The 17927-nt window shown below is 71.0% G+C and carries 12 protein-coding genes and 1 pseudogene; all 13 read right to left on the reverse strand.

Annotated elements, in window-relative coordinates; translation table 11 throughout:
• Positions 1 to 96 precede the first annotated feature (96 nt).
• Positions 97 to 639, reverse strand: a pseudogene (locus tag MB1_RS03760) (shikimate kinase); the annotation flags it as partial.
• Complete coding sequence (aroC, locus tag MB1_RS03765) at positions 636 to 1823, reverse strand: chorismate synthase (RefSeq protein WP_066903802.1); 1188 nt, start codon at positions 1821 to 1823, stop codon at positions 636 to 638. The gene aroC and the pseudogene MB1_RS03760, both read right to left, overlap by 4 nt.
• 51 nt (positions 1824 to 1874) lie before the next feature.
• Positions 1875 to 2489 (reverse strand): A24 family peptidase, encoded by a 615-nt coding sequence (locus tag MB1_RS03770; RefSeq protein ID WP_245650013.1) that lies wholly within the window; start codon positions 2487 to 2489, stop codon positions 1875 to 1877.
• A gap of 104 nt (positions 2490 to 2593) precedes the next feature.
• Positions 2594 to 3424 (reverse strand): shikimate dehydrogenase, encoded by an 831-nt coding sequence (locus MB1_RS03775; RefSeq protein WP_066904209.1) that lies wholly within the window; start codon positions 3422 to 3424, stop codon positions 2594 to 2596.
• A 22-nt stretch (positions 3425 to 3446) separates the two neighbouring features.
• On the reverse strand, positions 3447 to 6062 hold the full coding sequence (locus tag MB1_RS26900) for an endolytic transglycosylase MltG (RefSeq protein WP_066903805.1): 2616 nt from the start codon (positions 6060 to 6062) through the stop codon (positions 3447 to 3449).
• Between the two features lie 85 nt (positions 6063 to 6147).
• The gene (gene ruvX, locus MB1_RS03785) at positions 6148 to 6645 is read right to left on the reverse strand and encodes a Holliday junction resolvase RuvX (protein ID WP_066904212.1); all 498 of its coding nucleotides are present in this window, start codon (positions 6643 to 6645) and stop codon (positions 6148 to 6150) included.
• Positions 6646 to 6664: 19 nt separating this feature from the next.
• Entirely contained in the window at positions 6665 to 9334 is a 2670-nt protein-coding gene (gene alaS, locus MB1_RS03790) for an alanine--tRNA ligase (RefSeq protein WP_066903807.1), read from the reverse strand.
• A 128-nt stretch (positions 9335 to 9462) separates the two neighbouring features.
• Positions 9463 to 10869 carry a replication-associated recombination protein A gene (locus MB1_RS03795; RefSeq protein ID WP_084350777.1) on the reverse strand — a complete coding sequence of 469 codons (1407 nt, stop codon included), beginning with the start codon at positions 10867 to 10869 and terminating at the stop codon, positions 9463 to 9465.
• Positions 10870 to 10940: 71 nt separating this feature from the next.
• Positions 10941 to 12089, reverse strand: a complete 1149-nt coding sequence (locus MB1_RS03800; RefSeq protein WP_066903809.1) for a hypothetical protein — start codon at positions 12087 to 12089, stop codon at positions 10941 to 10943.
• 113 nt (positions 12090 to 12202) lie between these two features.
• Complete coding sequence (locus MB1_RS03805) at positions 12203 to 13195, reverse strand: transglutaminase family protein (protein ID WP_084350778.1); 993 nt, start codon at positions 13193 to 13195, stop codon at positions 12203 to 12205.
• Positions 13195 to 15669, reverse strand: a complete 2475-nt coding sequence (locus MB1_RS03810) for a circularly permuted type 2 ATP-grasp protein (RefSeq protein ID WP_066903813.1) — start codon at positions 15667 to 15669, stop codon at positions 13195 to 13197. The genes MB1_RS03805 and MB1_RS03810 overlap by 1 nt, the downstream gene beginning before the upstream one ends.
• On the reverse strand, positions 15666 to 15875 hold the full coding sequence (locus MB1_RS25955) for a hypothetical protein (RefSeq protein WP_066903815.1): 210 nt from the start codon (positions 15873 to 15875) through the stop codon (positions 15666 to 15668). Before MB1_RS25955 ends, MB1_RS03810 begins: the two co-directional genes overlap by 4 nt.
• Positions 15876 to 16006: 131 nt before the next feature.
• Positions 16007 to 17824, reverse strand: coding sequence for an aspartate--tRNA ligase (gene aspS / locus MB1_RS03820; RefSeq protein ID WP_066903817.1), 1818 nt, complete (start codon positions 17822 to 17824; stop codon positions 16007 to 16009).
• Positions 17825 to 17927: the final 103 nt, after the last annotated feature.

A 17927-nucleotide genomic window follows, 5' to 3' on the forward strand; every position in this document is an offset into this window, starting at 1 on the left:
GGTCTCGGAGTCGTCCGCACCGTCGACGTCAACGCCCTCGACATCCGCACCGTCGACATCCGCGCCGCCCTCGACCGGGACGACCAGGCCGAGGCGGGCGAGGTGATCGACGACGGCCTGCGCGACGCGGGCCGGGCTGCGTCCCTCGGTGCGGACGCGAATATCCGCAACCTCGCGGTAGAGCGGCCGACGGTGACGCATCAGATCCTGGTACTTCTTGCGCGGGTCCTCCCCGGCCAGGATCGGCCGGCTGGTGGCCCGGGTCCGGCGCAGCCCCTCGGCGACGCTGATCTCCAGGTAGACCACGCAATGCTCGAGCAGCGCCGCGCGGGTGCGCGGCGACAGGATCGCTCCGCCGCCGAGGGAGACCACGCCGCCGCGGGTGCGGAGGGTGTCGAGGACGACCTGCTCCTCGAGTTCGCGGAAGGCCTGTTCGCCGTCCTGCTCGAAGATGTCCGGGATCGTGCGTCCGGACCGCTCCTCGATCGCGATATCGGTATCGAAGATCTCGACCTCGAGCGCCTGCGCGACCCGTTTGCCGATCGTCGACTTGCCTGCTCCCGGCGGACCGATCAGCACCGCGATCGGCGGGCCTGCCGGAGCAACGGACTGCGTCGGGCCGGCCGGCCCCTCGCTCATCGGGTCAGCCGTTCCGACAGTTCCCGTCGGTAGGCGGCAACGGCGCCGCGGGTCTGATCGACCGAGTCGCCGGCGAACTTGTCGAGGGTGACGCGGGCCAGCACGAGCGCGACCATCGCCTCGGCGACGACACCGGCGGCCGGTACGGCGCAGACGTCGGACCGTTGGTGGATCGCGGACGCCGCCTCACCGGTGGCCATGTCGACCGTGCGCAGGGCGCGCGGGACGGTGGAGATCGGCTTCATCGCGATCCGCGCACGCAACGGCTCGCCGTTGGTCATACCGCCCTCGATGCCGCCGGCGCGATTGCTGGCGCGGGTGATGCCGTCCTCGTCGACCAGGATCTCGTCGTGCGCGGCGCTGCCGCGGCGGCGGGCGGTCTCGAAGCCGTCGCCGATCTCGACACCCTTGATCGCCTGGATCCCCATCAGCGCACCGGCGAGTTGGGCGTCGAGGCGCTGCTCGCCGCTGACGAAGGAGCCCAGCCCGATCGGCAGACCGGTGACCACGACCTCCACGACGCCGCCGAGGGTATCGCCGGCCTTCTTGGCCGCCTCGATCTCGGCGATCATCGCGGCCTCGGCGTCGGCGGCGAAGGCGCGCACCGGGCTCGCGTCGATCCGCTCGAGCGCGTCGGGATCCGGGATCGGGCCGGTGTACGGGTCGCTGGCACCGATGGAGATGACGTGCGAGATCACCTCGACGCCCAGGACCTGCTGCAGGAACTGCCGGGCGATGGTGCCGGCGGCCACCCGGGCGGCGGTCTCGCGGGCGCTCGCCCGCTCCAGGACCGGCCGCGCATCGTCGAAGCCGTACTTGAGCATGCCCGCGTAGTCGGCGTGTCCCGGCCGGGGACGGGTCAGCGGCTGGTTGCGCGCCTGGTCGGAGATGTCGTCGGGATCGACCGGATCGGCCGACATCACCTGCTCCCACTTGGGCCACTCGGTGTTGCCGATCTCGATGGCGATCGGGCCGCCCAGGGTGCGCCCGTGCCGGACCCCGCCGAGCACGGTCACCTTGTCCGCCTCGAACTTCATCCGCGCGCCGCGGCCGTAGCCGAGGCGTCGTCGAGCGAGTTGGTCGGCGATGTCCTTGGAGGAGATCTCCACTCCGGCAGGAACGCCCTCGACCACGGATATCAGGGCCGGGCCATGCGATTCCCCGGCAGTCGTCCAGCGCAACACTCCCCCATTCTCGCAGGTTGTCCCTCCCGGGCCCGGGTCGGGTCCCGGCGGCTACCCCGTCCGGGACCCCACCGTCGCGGACCACATCGGAATCAGCATCGCGGCCACGCAGAGCGACGGACCGTGCGGAACGGAGGCGCCGCGGACCCGACCGCCGAGCAGCGCGGTGGTCGCGGCGGCAAGCACAAATGCGCACGCCCACCCCACCGGACCGGTCGGCGCGGCGAGCGCCCCGACCGCGATGGTCAGTTGGACGTCACCACCGCCGAGCGCGCCCGGAGCGACCGCGCGGACCAGCAGATGCGCGCCGTAGGCGACCGCCGCTCCGATCACCGCGGCCCGCCCGTCGCCGGCGATCGTCCCGATCGTGATCGCCCCGGCGCCGACCGCGGCGGTCACGAGGTGAGGCAGGCGCCGTTCCCGAAGATCGAGGACCGACAGCAGGGTCGCGCCGGCGGCCCCGAGTACCGCAACCGGCACGGCGATCCGGGCCTCCGCACCGCCGCGGACGAGTACCGCCGCCACCGATCCGGCCCACAGCGCGCAGGTCGACGCGCACCAGCGCCACCACCAGGGATCGATCGACGTCCACCGCCCCGCCCACCGGGCCACCGGTCCGCCGCCGATCAGAAGACCGGCCGCTGCGGCCCACATCGCTTCTTCCATGTCGAGCATCCTGGCCGCCGGCCGAGTCGACCCATAGGCGCCGACCTGCGGAAACGCCCGTCCCGGGGATAACCGGTGGGGTGTGGAGAAGCCGACCCGAAGGGCTACCGGTCGCCGTCGAGGGCCGCGCGCATCACGTCGACCGAGGGGGTGCGCCCGGTGAACAGTTCGACCTGGGTGACCGCCTGGTGCAGCAACATCTCCAGGCCTCCGACCACCCGGCCACCCGCGGCGGCCACCGCCTCGGCGATCGGGGTGGGCCAGGGGTGATAGATCGCGTCCAACAGCACCGGGGTGGCGGCGACGTCGTCGGCGACCGCGTCGAGGCTGCCGCGCGGCACCGTCGAGATCACCGCCGCGGCCTTCGCGACGCTCGACCGCAGCGCGTCGAGGGTGACCGCGTGCGCCGGCAACGACAGCCGTTCCGCGGCCTCGAGGGCGTCGCGGGCCCGACCGGTCTCCCGCACGACGACGGTCGCCCCGGATGCCCCGAGGTCGGCGACCGCCGCCAGTGCTGCCCGGGCGGTGCCGCCGGCGCCGACGATCACTGCGTCGCCGTCGATCGCGGTGACCCCGGCGTCGCCGAGCGCCCCGATGATGCCGTCGATGTCGGTGCAGTCGGCCGACCATCCGTCGCCGTCGCGCACGAGCGTATTGGCCGACCCGACGGTGATCGCCCGCTCGCTGACCCGATCCGCGAAGCGCAGTGCGGCGACCTTGTTCGGCATGGTCACCGACAGGCCGATCCACCGCTCGTCCAGCGCGGCGGCCATCGCGGCGAACCCGTCGGCATCACATTCGATGCGGTCGTAGGTCCAGTCGACCAACCCCAACCAGCGGTAGGCGGCCAGGTGCAGATCGGGCGAACGCGAATGCGACACGGGCGAGCCGACGACGCCGGCGCGGCGCGGCATGTCGCCGCCCCGCCCGCTCATCGATTCGCCCGTATGCGCCACGTCACCGTCCGCTGGCCAGGAAGCCCGGTTCGACCAACTGGATGTTCGCCAGGTGCTGGGCGTAGCTGTTGGTGAACAGCGTCTCGCCCTGCGTGTTGATCGTGACGAAGTAGAGCCAATCGCCCGGCTCGGGCGCCTCCATCGCCTGCACCGCCGCCAAACTCGGCGAGCAGATCGGCGTCTGCGGCAGACCCGGCGAGGCGTAGGTATTCCACGGGGTCACCCGCGCCCGGTCCGCGTCGGTGGTCGCCACCTCGGTATCGGTCAACGCGTAGTTGACCGTCGAGTCGAATTCGAGGTACTGCCCGATCGCGAGGCGGTTGACGATCACGCGCGCCACCTTGGCGAAGTCCGCGGGCAGGCTCTCGCGTTCGACCAGCGAGGCGGCCACCAACGTGTCGTAGGGGCTCAGGCCGTTGGCCGCACCGGCGGTGAGCAGGCCGGTGCTCTCGTAGGACTGGACGCTCTCGGCCACCAGCTGCGACAGGATGGTCGTCGCATCGGCGGAGGGATCGATATCCCAGCTACCGGCGGCGATCAACCCTTCCAGCTGCCGATCCGGCTCCGGGACCGCCCGCACCCGATCGATGGCCCAGGACGGCACACTGAGGCCCTCGAGGTCGGTGCTCGAGCCGGCGGCGCGGAAGTCGTCCGCCGTCAGGCAGCGGATGCCGGCGGCGCAGGTCGCCTCGGACAGCAGGGTGTAGATGCCCTTGCGGACCGAGGAGGTGTTCACATCCCGCGTATCGATCAGCTGTCGTCCCTCGGCGATGACGACGTTGCCGACCCGGGAGGTCGGATCGATCAGTTCGGAGACCGCCTGCGCGGCCGGGATACGCGTGGTCAGCTCGTAGTAGCCGGGCTGGACCGAGCTCATCGCCGGCTGCTGGACCGCGGCGTTGAAGAAAGCGGCCGCGCTGGCGACGACGTCCTGGTCGGCCATGGCGGTGGCGATCCGATCGGCGGTGTCGCCGGGATTGACGCGGATGATGACGCTGTCTCCGCCGGATCCGACGTAGTCCTCGGGCAGTCCCGGTCCGCCGAAGAAGCGGTCGAAGGCGAGCCAGCCGAGAACGAGTACCGCGACCAGTGCGACGGCGGCCGCGCCACCGGCGAGGAGCCGACTGCGGCGACGCCGGCCACCGGCTCGGTGTCCGCCACCGCCCCCGGCTGCCCGTCGAGTATCGGCGCGGCCCGGCGGCTGCCCGTCGTCACCGCCGCCGGTCGTCGGAGCGAATCCGTCGAAGGGATGATCGGGAGGCGAATGGTTGCCCTCGCCGGTGTCGGCGAAGCGGGCGGCTCCCACCGCGGCCGCACCGCCGAAGCCGGCGGCCGCGGCGCGGTGCCGATCGTCGTCGCGGGCGGAATCGTCCCGCCCGAAGCGGTTGTCGGGATAACGATCCGTGCCCCGGCCGGCGGCGTACCCGGCCTCGAACCCGTCGTCGTCGTAGCCGCCGGACGTGCTCGATGCCGAATCGGGGAACGCGGGGTCCCGGTAGTAGGAACCGTCGGGACGCTCCCCCTCCGGATGGATATCGGTCGGGTGGATGTCGGCGGGCGAGGCGGCAAATCCGACGGCCCGCGAGCCGCCGGCGCCGAGGTCGTCGTCGGCGGCATGGGAACCGGCGGCGATATCGGTCGCCGCTTCGTCGAACCCCTTGCTCGGTCCGGTCGGATACTGCTGCCTGCTCGGCCCGGTGCCGTACGCCCCGCGACCGGAATCCGGCGCGGACGGGTCGGCCCCGAACGGCGCCTGATGCCTACCGGGCTCTGCGGAATGTCGTGCGGAGGGGCCGCTGCCGTACGGGTCGGGGTCGACGCCGCGCGCGTGCTGCCCGTACCCGGAAGCGGACCCGGGCTGATCGGCGCCGGTGTCGTAGTGGCGCGGGCCGGAGCCGTAGTCGCCGGCATCCGGATAGGGCTCGGCGGCGCGGCGGCTCGGTCCGGTCTGGTACTGCCGTCGACTCGGACCGGTGCCGTAGCCCTGCTCGGGACCGGACTGCGCCTGTCGGCGGCCGGTGGTCGAGTAGTCGTCGTAGCGCGGACCCGGCCCGGTGCCGTACGGCCTGCCGTACTGCTGTTCGCCGCTGTACTGCTGTTCGCCGCTGTACTGCTGTTCGCCGCTGTACTGCTGTTCGCCGCTGTACTGCTGGTCTCCGCCGTATTGCTGGTCTCCGCCGTACTGAGGTTCCGTTTCGTATTGCTGCCCGGACCCGTACTGCTCGGTCGACCCGTAGGACGGGGACGAGCCGTATTGCGTTGCGGCGCTGCGGTGTTGCCCGGTATCGGCGCCGGGGCGTCCGCCGCCGGTGCCGGGCTCCGGTGGGGTCCGGCGAGCGCGCGTGCGCGGGGTGTACTCGGGCGGCAACTGCGGCGGATCGCCGAAGTGCGGGTGGCGTTGCTGAACGTAGCGGGACTCGTCGAAAGCCGTGGGCGCCTCGTGCGCGCCGCGCTCATGGGCGCCGCGTTCGTGCGCCCCACGATGTCGACCGGAGTCGTGTTCGAGTTCGATCGAGCCGGAGGGAAGCCACTCACCCGCCTCGGTTTGGTCCGATGGACGTGGTCGACTCGCCTCGTCTCCGCGCGCACCGCGCGGATCCCCCCAACCTTCGGTCACCCTTGTGCCCCGTCCCGGTATCTCTCGACGCCCTGTGGATGTTCCGGACGCTCCTGCGACTCGACCACCCGCTCCTGCGACTCGGTCATCGTTGCCTCCGCTCGTCGAGCCAGCCCTGCAGAATCGCCACCGCGGCCGCCTGATCGACAACCGACCGTTGCTTCTTGCCACGCACTCCGCGGGCCTGAAGCTTCCGGGTCGCGTCAACCGTAGTCAATCGTTCGTCCGACAACCGAACCGGTACGCTACCCAACTCATTACCCAGATCGCGAGCAAAGCTGGTCGCGTCGCGTGCCGCGGGCCCGATCTCCCCACGCATGGTCCGGGGAAGGCCGACAATCACCTCGACGATCGAGTATTCGTCCGCCAATTGGGCGATGCGTTTCAAGTCGGTTCGCTCGGCATCGTCGGCCGCCCGCGGCACGGTTTCGACCGGTGTGGCGAGGATGCCGTCGGGGTCGCTCATCGCCACCCCGACGCGCACCGAGCCCACGTCGATACCCAGCCGCCGGCCCCGCACCGGGGTCCCCCCGTCTTCGACACCTCCCGACAACTCGTCGGGAGACACCGAATCCCCGTTCATCGGGTCCGACACAACCGGATCAGCCGGGCACACCGACGCGGCCGACCGCATCGATGACCGCATCGATCGCCGCGGCGATACCGGACGGATCGGAACCGGCCCCCTGGGCGAGGTCCGGCTTGCCGCCGCCGCGACCACCCACGACCGGGGCCACCTCCTTGACCAGGGCGCCCGCCTGCACGCCGGCATCGCGACCGCCGTCGTTGACCGCCACCACGAACGGCGCCTTGCCGTCGGCGTTGCCGAACAGCGCGACAACCGCGGGCCGCGATCCGAGCCGGGTGCGCACGTCGAGCGCGAGGGTCCGCAGATCGCCCGCGGCGACGCCCGGCACCTCCTGCGCGACCACGCTGATCGGCCCGACCTCGCGAGCCCCGGTCACCAGGGTTCCGGCGGATTCGAGCGCCGCGCGCGCCCGCGACTCCTCGAGCGCCCGCTCGGCGACCTTCAGCCGTTCGACCAACTGCTCGACCCGGCCGGGCACCTGGTCGGTCGGCACCTTGAGCGACGACGCCAGGCCGGCGAGCAGCGCCCGCTCCTTGGCGAGGTGCTTATAGGAGTCGAGCCCGACGTAGGCCTCGACGCGGCGCACCCCGGAGGCCACCGACGACTCGCCGAGCAGCGTCACCGGACCGACCTGCGAGGAGTGCCCGACGTGGGTGCCACCACAGAGTTCCATCGAGAACGGCCCGCCGATTTCGACAACGCGCACCCGGTCGCCGTAGTTCTCCCCGAACAGCGCCATAGCGCCCATCGCCTTCGCGGAGTCCAGGTCGGTCTCGAAGGTGTTGACCGGGAAGTCGGCGACCATCGCCTCGTTGGTGACCGCCTCGATGTCCGTCTTCTGCGAGTCGCTGAGCGGGCCGTGGTACGAGAAGTCGAACCGCAGGTAGCCGGGCCGGTTGAGCGAACCGGCCTGCACCGCGCCGGGTCCGAGGATCTGCCGCAGCGCCGCGTGCACCAGGTGGGTGCCCGAGTGGCCCTGCTCGGCGCCGTTGCGCCACTGCGGATCGACGCGGACGAGCACGGTATCGCCCTCGGCGAGGGTGCCCGAATCGACCGTGCCGCGGTGCACCCAGAGCACCTTGGCGATCTTCTGCACATCGGAGACCGTCACCGAGGTGCCCGACGCGGTGATCGTGCCGATATCGGCGACCTGGCCGCCGGACTCCGCGTAGAGCGGGCTGCGATCGAGGATGACCTCCACCGCGTCGCCCGCGTTCGCGACCGGCACGCGCACCCCGTTCGAGAGCACCGCGAGCACCGTCGCCTCGGTCTCGAGCTCCTCGAAGCCGGTGAACAGCGTCGGGTGCTCGTCGACCATCTCCTTGTAGGCACTCAGGTCGGTGTGCGCATGCTTGCGCGCCTGCGCGTCGGCCTTGGCCCGGGCGCGCTGCTCGGCCATCAGCGTGCGGAAGCCCGCCTCGTCGACGGTCAGCCCGGCCTCGTCGGCCATCTCCAGGGTCAGGTCGATCGGGAATCCGTAGGTGTCGTGCAGTTCGAACGCGCGGTCGCCGCCGAGGGTCTTCTTGCCGGCCGCCAGCACGTCCGCCGCCGCGGATTCGAACAGCTTCGAGCCCGACGCGAGGGTGACGCTGAACGCGGTCTCCTCGGCGACCGCCACATCGATGATGCGGGCGCGGTCGGTCTCGAGTTCCGGGTAGGAGGGCGCCATCGTGCCGATCACGGTCTCGACCAGCGCGCCCATCGTCGGCTGCTGGGCGCCGAGCAGACGCGCGCTGCGCACGATACGGCGCAACAGTCGGCGCAGCACGTAGCCGCGGCCGTCGTTGCCGGGGGTGACGCCGTCGGCGATCAGCATGACCGCGGTGCGCGCGTGGTCGGCGATCACGCGGAAGCGCACGTCGTCCTCGTGGTTGACCCCGTAGCGACGGCCGGTCAGCTGCTCGGCGGTTTCGATGACCGGGCGCACCAGGTCGGTCTCGTAGACGTTGTCGACACCCTGCAGCAGGAAGGCGACGCGCTCGACGCCCAGGCCGGTGTCGATGTTCTTGTGCGGGAGCGGTCCGATGATCGGGAAGTCGGCCTTGCCGGTGCCCTCACCCCGCTCGTTCTGCATGAAGACGAGGTTCCAGATCTCGATGTAGCGGTCCTCGTCGGCGATCGGACCACCCTCGCGGCCGTACTCCGGGCCGCGGTCGAAGTAGATCTCCGAGGACGGTCCACACGGGCCGGGGATGCCCATCGACCAGTAGTTGTCCTCCATGTCCCGACGCTGGATGCGCTCGTCGGGCAGACCGGCGACCTCCTTCCAGTAGCCGATCGCCTCGTCGTCGTCGAGGTAGACAGTCACCCAGATGCGTTCCGGGTCGAATCCGAAGCCACCGTCGTCGACCGAACCGGTCAGCAGGTGCCAGGCGAAATCGATCGCCTCGCGCTTGAAGTAGTCACCGAAGGAGAAGTTGCCCGCCATCTGGAAGAAGGTGTTGTGGCGGGTGGTGATGCCGACGTTCTCGATGTCGCCGGTGCGCACGCACTTCTGGATGCTGGTCGCCCGCGAATAGGGCGGGGTGCGCTGGCCGAGGAAGTACGGCACGAACTGCACCATGCCGGCATTGATGAACAGCAGATTGGGGTCGTCCATCACGAGGGAGGCTCCGGGCACGGGGGTATGCCCGCGCTGCTCGAAGTAGGCCAGGAACCGCCTGCAAATCTCGTGTGTCTGCACCGAAACATGCTATCGAGCGGCGTCGCGGCATTTCTCACGGGCGTCGGTGTGTGGAAATCGGAACGTATACGGGTCGCGCCCACCTATATGGTGTCGGCTGCGCGTATAGGTTCCGGTTTCCACACGCCCTACGACTTGCGCCTCAGAATCCGCCGCAGCTTGCCCACCCGCGGGCCGATCTCGCGCTCGAGCCCCCGGTCGGTCGGCTCGTAGTAGTCGACGCCGACCAGGTCGTCCGGCGGGTACTGCTGTTGGGCGACGGCGCCGGGGACATTGTGCGGGTAGATGTAGCCGACCGCGTGGCCGAGCTTGCGGGCTCCGGTGTAGTGGCCGTCCCGCAGATGCGGCGGCACCAGCCCGGTCTTGCCCGCCCGCACATCGGAGGTCGCGGCGCCGATCGCGGTGGTCACGGCATTGGACTTCGGCGCGGTGGCCAGATGGATCGTCGCGTGCGCGAGGGTCAACCGAGCCTCGGGCATGCCGATCAACTGCACGACCTGCGCGGCGGCCGCGGCGGTCTGCAGGGCCATCGGGTCGGCCAGGCCGATGTCCTCGCTGGCGAAGATCATCAACCGCCGGGCGATGAAGCGCGGGTCCTCCCCGGCCTCCATCATCCGCGCCAGGTAGTGCAGCGCCGCGTCGACGTCGGAGCCGCGCATCGACTTGATGAACGCGCTGATCACGTCGTAGTGCTGGTCGCCGTCGCGGTCGTAGCGCACCACCGCGTCGGCGACCGCCCGTTCGACGTCGGCGAGCACCACGTTCCCGGACTGTGCGCCGTCGGCGGCGGCTTCGAGCATGGTCAACGACCGGCGGGCGTCTCCCCCGGCGAGGCGCACCAACTGGTCGAGGGCGTCGTCGTCGACGGTGACGGAGCCGTCGAGCCCACGCGGATCGGTGATCGCGCGCTCGAGCACCTCGCGCACCTCGGCCGGTTCGAGCGGTTCGAGGGCCAGCACCAGCGAGCGGGACAGCAGCGGCGAGACCACGGAGAACGACGGGTTCTCGGTGGTCGCACCGACGAGCAGGACCACCTGGTTCTCCACCGCGGCGAGCAGCGCGTCCTGCTGGGTCTTGGAGAAGCGGTGCACCTCGTCGATGAACAGCACGGTCTGGGTGCCGGTGATCAGCCGGCGTCGGGCCTGCTCGATGACCGCCCGCACCTCCTTGACGCCGGCGGACAGCGCGGAGAGCGCCTCGAAGTGGCGTCCGGTCGACGTCGACAGCAGCGACGCCAGGGTGGTCTTGCCGGTACCGGGCGGCCCGTAGAGGATCACCGACGACGCCCCGGAACCCTCGATCAGTCGCCGCAGCGGCGCCCCGGGGGCGAGGATGCGGCGCTGTCCGACCACCTCGTCGAGCGACCGCGGTCGCATCCGAACGGCCAGCGGCCCCTGCGGGACCTCACTGCCGACCGGCGCACCCAGCGCGTTGGCCACCGGTGCGGGCGGGTCGGGCTCGAAGAGGGTGTCGACCGACTCCTCCGCGCCGTCGGCGGCGGAGGTCGGATCGTTTCGGTTGGTCGCAGATGTCATCCCGACTCGAATCTACGGCAGCGCCCGGACGTGCCGCGCCCCGCCGAGACGGCGACCGCCGATCGGTCGGCTCAGGGCAGCCCGACGCGGTCGAGCGCGTCGGTGACGTCCGCCGCCAGTTCGACGATCGCCTCGTCCCCGGCGCGCTCGGCCGCCGAGTGCAGCAGCTCCCACCGCAACCGCAGCACGTCGGCGCGGCGCGCGGCCAGGTGATGGCGGTGTGCGGCGGCGGTGCGGGCGGTGCTCGACGCCTCGAGGAAACGCGCGGTCGTCAACCAGGCCCAGCTGAGCCGGCCCTCGAGAACGCGGGCTTCCAGGTAGCTGTCGTCGGCGAGTTGCGGCCAGATCGAGGCGACCTCGGCGCGCCAGGCGTCGATCATCGCGTCGGCGGTCTCGCCGTCGATGTCGACCTTGCACAGGCAGCCGGGGAAGGACATCAGCGGGTAGGTCAGGTCGAGGAAGACGTTGCGGTAGCCGCCCCACTCGTAGTCGAGGAAGCGGACTCCCCCGGCGTCGACGACCAGGTTGTCCGGGCACATATCGGAACTGCTGAACGCGCGGAAGCGGCCGTCGCTCATCGACGAGATCGCGCCGGTGATGCGGTCGAGCGCGGCATCGGACGGCTTGACGCTCAGCCGGCGGCCGATCCGTTCGGGCAGGGTGTCGATCGTGCCCATCGACAGCGCGCGGAAGTGGTCCTCGGGCCGTCCGGCGGGGATGCCGACGCGCGCGGCGAGGGCCCGGAAGTCCTCTTCGCGGCCGACGGTGGCGGCGTGCATGCGGCCGAGGGCCTGGGCCATCGCCATCAGGGTGTTCTTCGCGCCGGGGGTATGTCCGGCGCGCAGCAGAGCGGACACCGCGCCGTGATCGCCGAGGTCGGTCAGCACGATCAGCCCGGCCGACAGGTCGTAGGCGATCAACGCAGGCCCGGGGCGGCTGCGGGAGGCGAGAGCGGTAATCAGTTGGTAGGAGGCGGTTTCGCGGAGGAAGCCGACATTCGGCGAGCCGTCCCGGTTGCGCGGGTCGACACACTTGAGCACCAGGGTGCGCGGCAGAATCGCCGAGTTGTCCACCACGCGAACGCGCAGAACGACCGCCCGACCGTCGCCACCGAGGTCGACGGGGTCGAGTAGGGAAACCGGGGCCCCGGTACGACGGGACAGCACCTCGCGGGCGACACCGATCGTTTCGGTCACAGGGTCACTCAGTACAGCAGTCATCGCGGATGAACCTACCGGCTTGGCGTTCGTCACAGTCCGCCACGAACTGAAGGCTTGCTGAGAATGTCGTACGTTACCGAATCGCTACGAGCAATCGGTATGTATTCTGCGGCTCAAACCGGGGCGACGTCCACAGATACGCGAATCGAACTGTCCTTCGCCTCCGTTTGGATGATTCCTCGGAGAGGCGGCACGTCCACATAGTCGCGACCCCACGCCACGGTGACGTAACGCTCATCGGCCAGCTGGTCGTTGGTCGGGTCGAACTCCAACCAGGTGTCGCCACCGATCCACACCGCCGCCCAGGCGTGGGTGGCGTCCGCGCCGATCATGCGTTCCTTGCCGGGCGGCGGCTGGGTGGCGAGGTAGCCCGAGACATATCGGGCGGCCAGGCCCAGCGATCGCAGGCAGGCGATGCCCAGCCGGGCGAAGTCCTGGCAGACGCCGCGTCGCTCGGCGAAGACCTCCGACACCCGGGTGGTGACCGTCGTCGACCCCGACAGGTAGGTGAAGTCTCGGAAGATGCGCCGGGTCAGGTCGATCGTCGCCTCCCCGATCGGCCGGCCCGGGGTGAAGGACTCGAGCGCATACGCGTGGACCTGGTCGTCGATCTCCGGGCGGGGACCGTCGATGACGAATTCGACCGCCAGCGGCCGCTCGGGGTCGCCGTCGTCCGCCCGTTCCGGTGCGGTCGGCCGGAAGCTTTCCCAGGGTCGCGACAGGACCGCCGCATCGCGCAGCGGCGGGTCGACCTCGACCATCGACACCCCGGTGACCACCAGGCGGGTGTGCTCGGTGCTGACCTGGAAGTAGGTGTTCTCGTTGCCGTAGACGTCCCGGCCGCGGGACTGGTCGACCGGCGCCGGCTCGACGGTGACCGAGGTCTCCGAGCACCGCTGGACCCCGGTGGTGCGTGGGGTCAGGTAGGCGCGACCGAAGGACGAACTGACCGGCCCGGAGTACTCGTAGGTGGTCTCGTGCCGCACCCGATAGCGCCGGGTGTCCCCCTCGCGGGGCTGCACCGACCCGCCGGGAGTGGCCGACCCCCGGTGAGGGGGCGTGGCCGACCCGTCGGGGGCGGTGGGCAAACCGTCGGGAGCGGACATCACTGCGCACCCCGCACCCGGATCGTGCCGACATGCAGGGCCCGGGTACCGGCGGGCATCCGCAGGTGGGTGCGGGAGACCAGATCGGCCACCTCGAGGATCCCTTCGGTCAAGGTGTCGAGCAGGGCGATCAGTTCGGGCCGCGAACCGTCGTCGTTGCGGTCGACCAGATCGGGCGGGTCGACCCGCCGCAGCGCGACCGCCAGCGCGTCGACCGCCTGAATCGGCCGCTGCGAGGCGTCGTTCGGCAACGCGGCCAGACCCTCGCGCAGGTCGTTGATCTGGTAGGCGACCGACCGCGGGTTGCCGCTGTCGAGGACGAGCAGTTCGAGCAGCGGAAGCACGCTGGGCGCCGAGTGGTACCGCCGCCGGTAGGTCACCCGCGATTCGCCGATGGTCAACAGCGAGTCCAGGACGGCGACCTCGACCGCCGTCGGCAGTTCGGCGGTGATCGTCGCGCGCATCAGCTCGGTCAGGTCGAGGGCCCGCTCGATGCGCCGACCGATCCGCATCATCTGCCAGCCGGAGTCCCGAATCATCGACTCGGCGGCCAGGCCGGCCAGCGAGAGCATCGCCGCGACGATGTCCTCGTGGCCCTCGGCGAGCAGTTCGCCGTCGTCCGGCGCGGTCCGCAGACCGGCGAGGGTCTGCTCGACCCGGCCGACGATCAGCCAGGTATCGGCGGAGAGCTGATCGCGCACCGAGCGAGCGGCGATCAACAGCCCGGCGATCGACTGGGCGATCGTGCCGTCGCGCCGCTCGTCGACGGTCAGGCGGTGCAGGTGGCGGCGGATCAGCTCGTAGCGGTCGTCGGCGGTCGGCCCGTCGTCGACCCCGGTGGCGGCGGCGACGGCGGCCAGCAGCACCGGCACGCTGCCGGCGGCCGGGTCCGCGGGCCGGGCCCGGGCCTCCTCCGCGCGGATGTGGGCGGTCGCCAGCACGCGCGAGGACCACTCGGCCCGTTCGGCGTAGCGCCCCATCCAGTACATATCTGCCAGCACACGCGGGGAGGTGACGTCGATCCCGCGACCGCGCACCGCCGAACGGGTGCGGATGAGCGACCGCGACCCGCGCGAGTCGACCACGACGGTCGAGCGTTCCGCCGGCCGCACCCAGATGTCCTTGGCGCCGCGCGTCATCCGCGGATCGAAGCGCGGTTCGGTCACCAGCACCTGGCCCATGCCGCCGGCCATCGGCACGTATCCGGTGCTCTGGGCGACCGAGAAGAGGCGCATCAGCACCGGCGCCACCTCGCGCTCGGAGCTGCCGCCGGGCAGCGTGGTGCGTTCGACGATCAGGTCGGGCCGCTCGACCGCCACCCAACTGTCGGGCTCGGTGTGGATGCGGGCGACCAGCTCGTCCCGCGCGTCGCGATCGAGGTCCTCCCCGGAGGTCCATTCCTCGCGGTCGGTGCGGCGCAGCAGCAGACCGTCAAGGCCGTGGTCGATGCGGGCGAGCCCGTCGCGGCTGCCCGCCCACCAGGAGGGCACCGATTCGAGCAGCAAGTCCTCACCGAGCAGTGCCCGCGACAGTTCCGGCAGGAAGGGCAGCAGGCCGGGGTTCTCCAGGACGCCGCTGCCGAGTCGGTTGACGATGCTGACCGCGCCGCGGCGCATCACCTCGACCAACCCGACGACGCCGAGCAACGATCCGGAGCGCAGGTCGAGCGGGTCGACCCAGGCGGAGTCGAGCCGTCGCAGGACGACGTCGACGCGGCGCAGTTCACCCAGCGCCCGCATCCACAGGGCACCGTCGCGCACGACCAGGTCGGCGGCCTCGACGAGCGGGAAGCCGAGCATCGAGGCCAGATAGGCCTGGTCGAAGGCGGTTTCGGAGTGCACACCGGGGCTGAGCACCACCACCTCGGGGTCGTCGACCTCGGCGGGCGCGGCCTCGAGCGCCGCGACGCGGAGGGTGTCGACGAAGGTCGAGACCTGGCGCGGGGCGAAGGTTTGGTACGTATGCGGCATCGCGCGGCTGATCACCTGGCGGTCGGCGATCGCGTAACCGATGCCGGACGGGGCGCCGGTGCGATCGGCGAAGACCCGGAACGACCCGTCCCGGTCGGTGACGACATCCATCGCGTGCAGGAACAGTTGGTGACGGCCCGGCAGCGTGGTGCCGTGATCGGCGCGCACATAGGCGGGGTCGGCGAAGATCAACTGCGGGGGGACCAGCCCGCGCCGCAACGTGGTGCGGTCGCCGTAGATGTCGGTGAGCAGCGCGTCGAGCAGGCGCGAGCGCTGCAGGAATCCCTGCTCGAGGGAATCCCACGCCGCGGTCTCCACCACATGCGGGACCACGTCGAGTTCCCACGGGACGGCGCGGCCACCGCCGGACTCCCCGGTCAGGGTGTAGGTGATGTCGCGGTCCTCGATCAACCGCTTGACGCGCCGCTGGATCGCGCGCAATCCGGCCGGATCGGAGGTGAGACCGGCCGGATCGGAGGTGGGGGGCACGTCCAGATCCGTCACGACACCACCGCCACGCGGACCCGGGTCTGCTCCTCGGGCCCGCCGAAGGCGACAGGTGCGACCCCGTCGGATGTGGGCCCGTCGGATGTGGACCCGGCGGGCACGGCGACCACGGGTACGGCGAATTGCGACACGGCGGCCTCCGAGAAATCCCCTTCGTCGGGGTTTCCGAAGGTCACCGCCAGGGTAACCGCGCGACAGGGCATCGCGGCCTCCTTCCGGCTCCTCGTCGCCGGACGGTCCCACCACCGTCCGGCGTCGTGATCCGTATCCCCCTGGCTCCGGCGGCGAACGCCACGGCTCCGGTTACGGTGTACCCCACCGTAACCCGAGTCGGCTACCGATCGTCGGAGCTCGCGGGGGCCGCGTCGCCTCCCTCGCCGGCGGCACGCCGTTCCTTGGGCTTGGCGTCGATCCCGCTCTCCTTGCGTTGCGCCGCCGTGATCTCCGCCGGGGCGCCGGTCAACGGGTCGACACCGCCGCCGGACTTCGGGAAGGCGATCACGTCGCGGATCGAGTCCGTCCCGGACAGCAGCGCGCAGATGCGGTCCCACCCGAAGGCGATTCCGCCGTGCGGCGGCGGGCCGTAGGCGAAGGCGTCGAGGAAGAAGCCGAACTGGGCACGGGCCTGCTCGTTGTCGATGCCCATCATCGCGAAGACCCGTTCCTGCACCTCGCGGCTGTGGATACGGATGCTGCCGCCGCCGATCTCGTTGCCGTTGCAGACGATGTCGTAGGCGTAGGCCAACGCGGAGCCGGGATCGGTATCGAAGGTGTCGATGCTGTCCGGGTTCGGGGAGGTGAAGGCGTGGTGGACCGCCGTCCACGCCCCCTCACCGACGGCGACGTCGCCCGCGGCGGTCGCCTCGTCGGCCGGCTCGAACAGCGGGAAGTCGACGATCCACACGAATGCCCACGCCGATTCGTCGATCAGGCCGCACCGCTTGGCGATCTCGACGCGCGCGGCGCCGAGCAGGGCGCGCTGCGCCTTGACCGGTCCCGCCGCGAAGAAGACACAGTCACCGGGAGCCGCGCCCACGTGCTTGACCAGGCCTTCGCGCTCGGCCTCGGACAGGTTCTTGGCGACCGGGCCCGACAGCGTGCCGTCGTCGCCGACCAGCACATACGCCAGACCGCGCGCGCCGCGCTGCTTGGCCCAGTCCTGCCAGCCGTCGAGGGTGCGCCGGGGCTGCGAGGCACCGCCCGGCATGACCACCGCACCGACGTAGGGGGCCTGGAAGACGCGGAACGGGGTGTCGGAGAAGTACTCGGTGCAGTCGACCAGTTCGACGTCGAAGCGCAGGTCCGGCTTGTCGCTGCCGTAGCGGCGCATCGCCTCGGCGTAGGTCATCCGCGGGATCGGCGTCGACAGGTGGTAGCCGATCACCTTCCAGACCGCGGTGAGGATCTCCTCGGCCAGCAGCAGGATGTCGTCCTGGGTGACGAAGCTCATCTCGATGTCGAGCTGCGTGAACTCCGGCTGCCGGTCGGCGCGGAAGTCCTCGTCGCGGTAGCAGCGCGCCATCTGGTAGTAGCGCTCGATGCCACCGACCATCAGCAGCTGCTTGAACAGCTGCGGGCTCTGCGGGAGCGCGTAGAACTCGCCCGGCTGCAGGCGGGCGGGGACGACGAAGTCGCGGGCACCCTCCGGCGTGGAACGGGTCAGCGTCGGGGTCTCGACCTCGACGAACTCGTGGTGGCCGAGGACCGAGCGAGCGGCGGCGGTCAGCTTGGAGCGCAACCGGATCGCCTTGGCCGGGCCGGGGCGGCGCAGGTCGAGGTAGCGGTACTTCAACCGCGGCTCCTCGCCGGGCTGCTCGTCCAACTGGAAGGGCAGCGGGGCGGACTCGGAGAAGACCTCCAGGACGGCTGCCTCGACCTCGACCTCACCGGTCGGGATCTCCGGGTTGTCGTTGCCCTCGGGCCGGCTCTCGACCAGGCCGGTGATCTTGATGCAGTACTCGACACGCAGGCGGTGGGCCGCCTCGGCGACCGCCCCCTCGCGGAAGACCACCTGCACCACACCGGAGGCATCGCGCAGATCGATGAAAACCACGCCGCCGTGATCGCGGCGACGCGCCACCCATCCGGTCAGCGTGACCTCACTGCCGACGTTCTCGGAGCGCAGGGCTCCGGCCAGGTGAGTGCGCAGCACGATGGTCCTTCCGGGTCGAGAGACATTCGGGTCGGGAATGTTCGGTGTTGTCGACCCCGTTCGCGACCGACCGATACCGCCCGGTGACCGCGAGACCGGTCGA

Source organism: Millisia brevis NBRC 105863 (assembly GCF_001552615.1).
In the GTDB taxonomy this organism is placed as follows: Bacteria; Actinomycetota; Actinomycetes; order Mycobacteriales; family Mycobacteriaceae; genus Millisia; species Millisia brevis.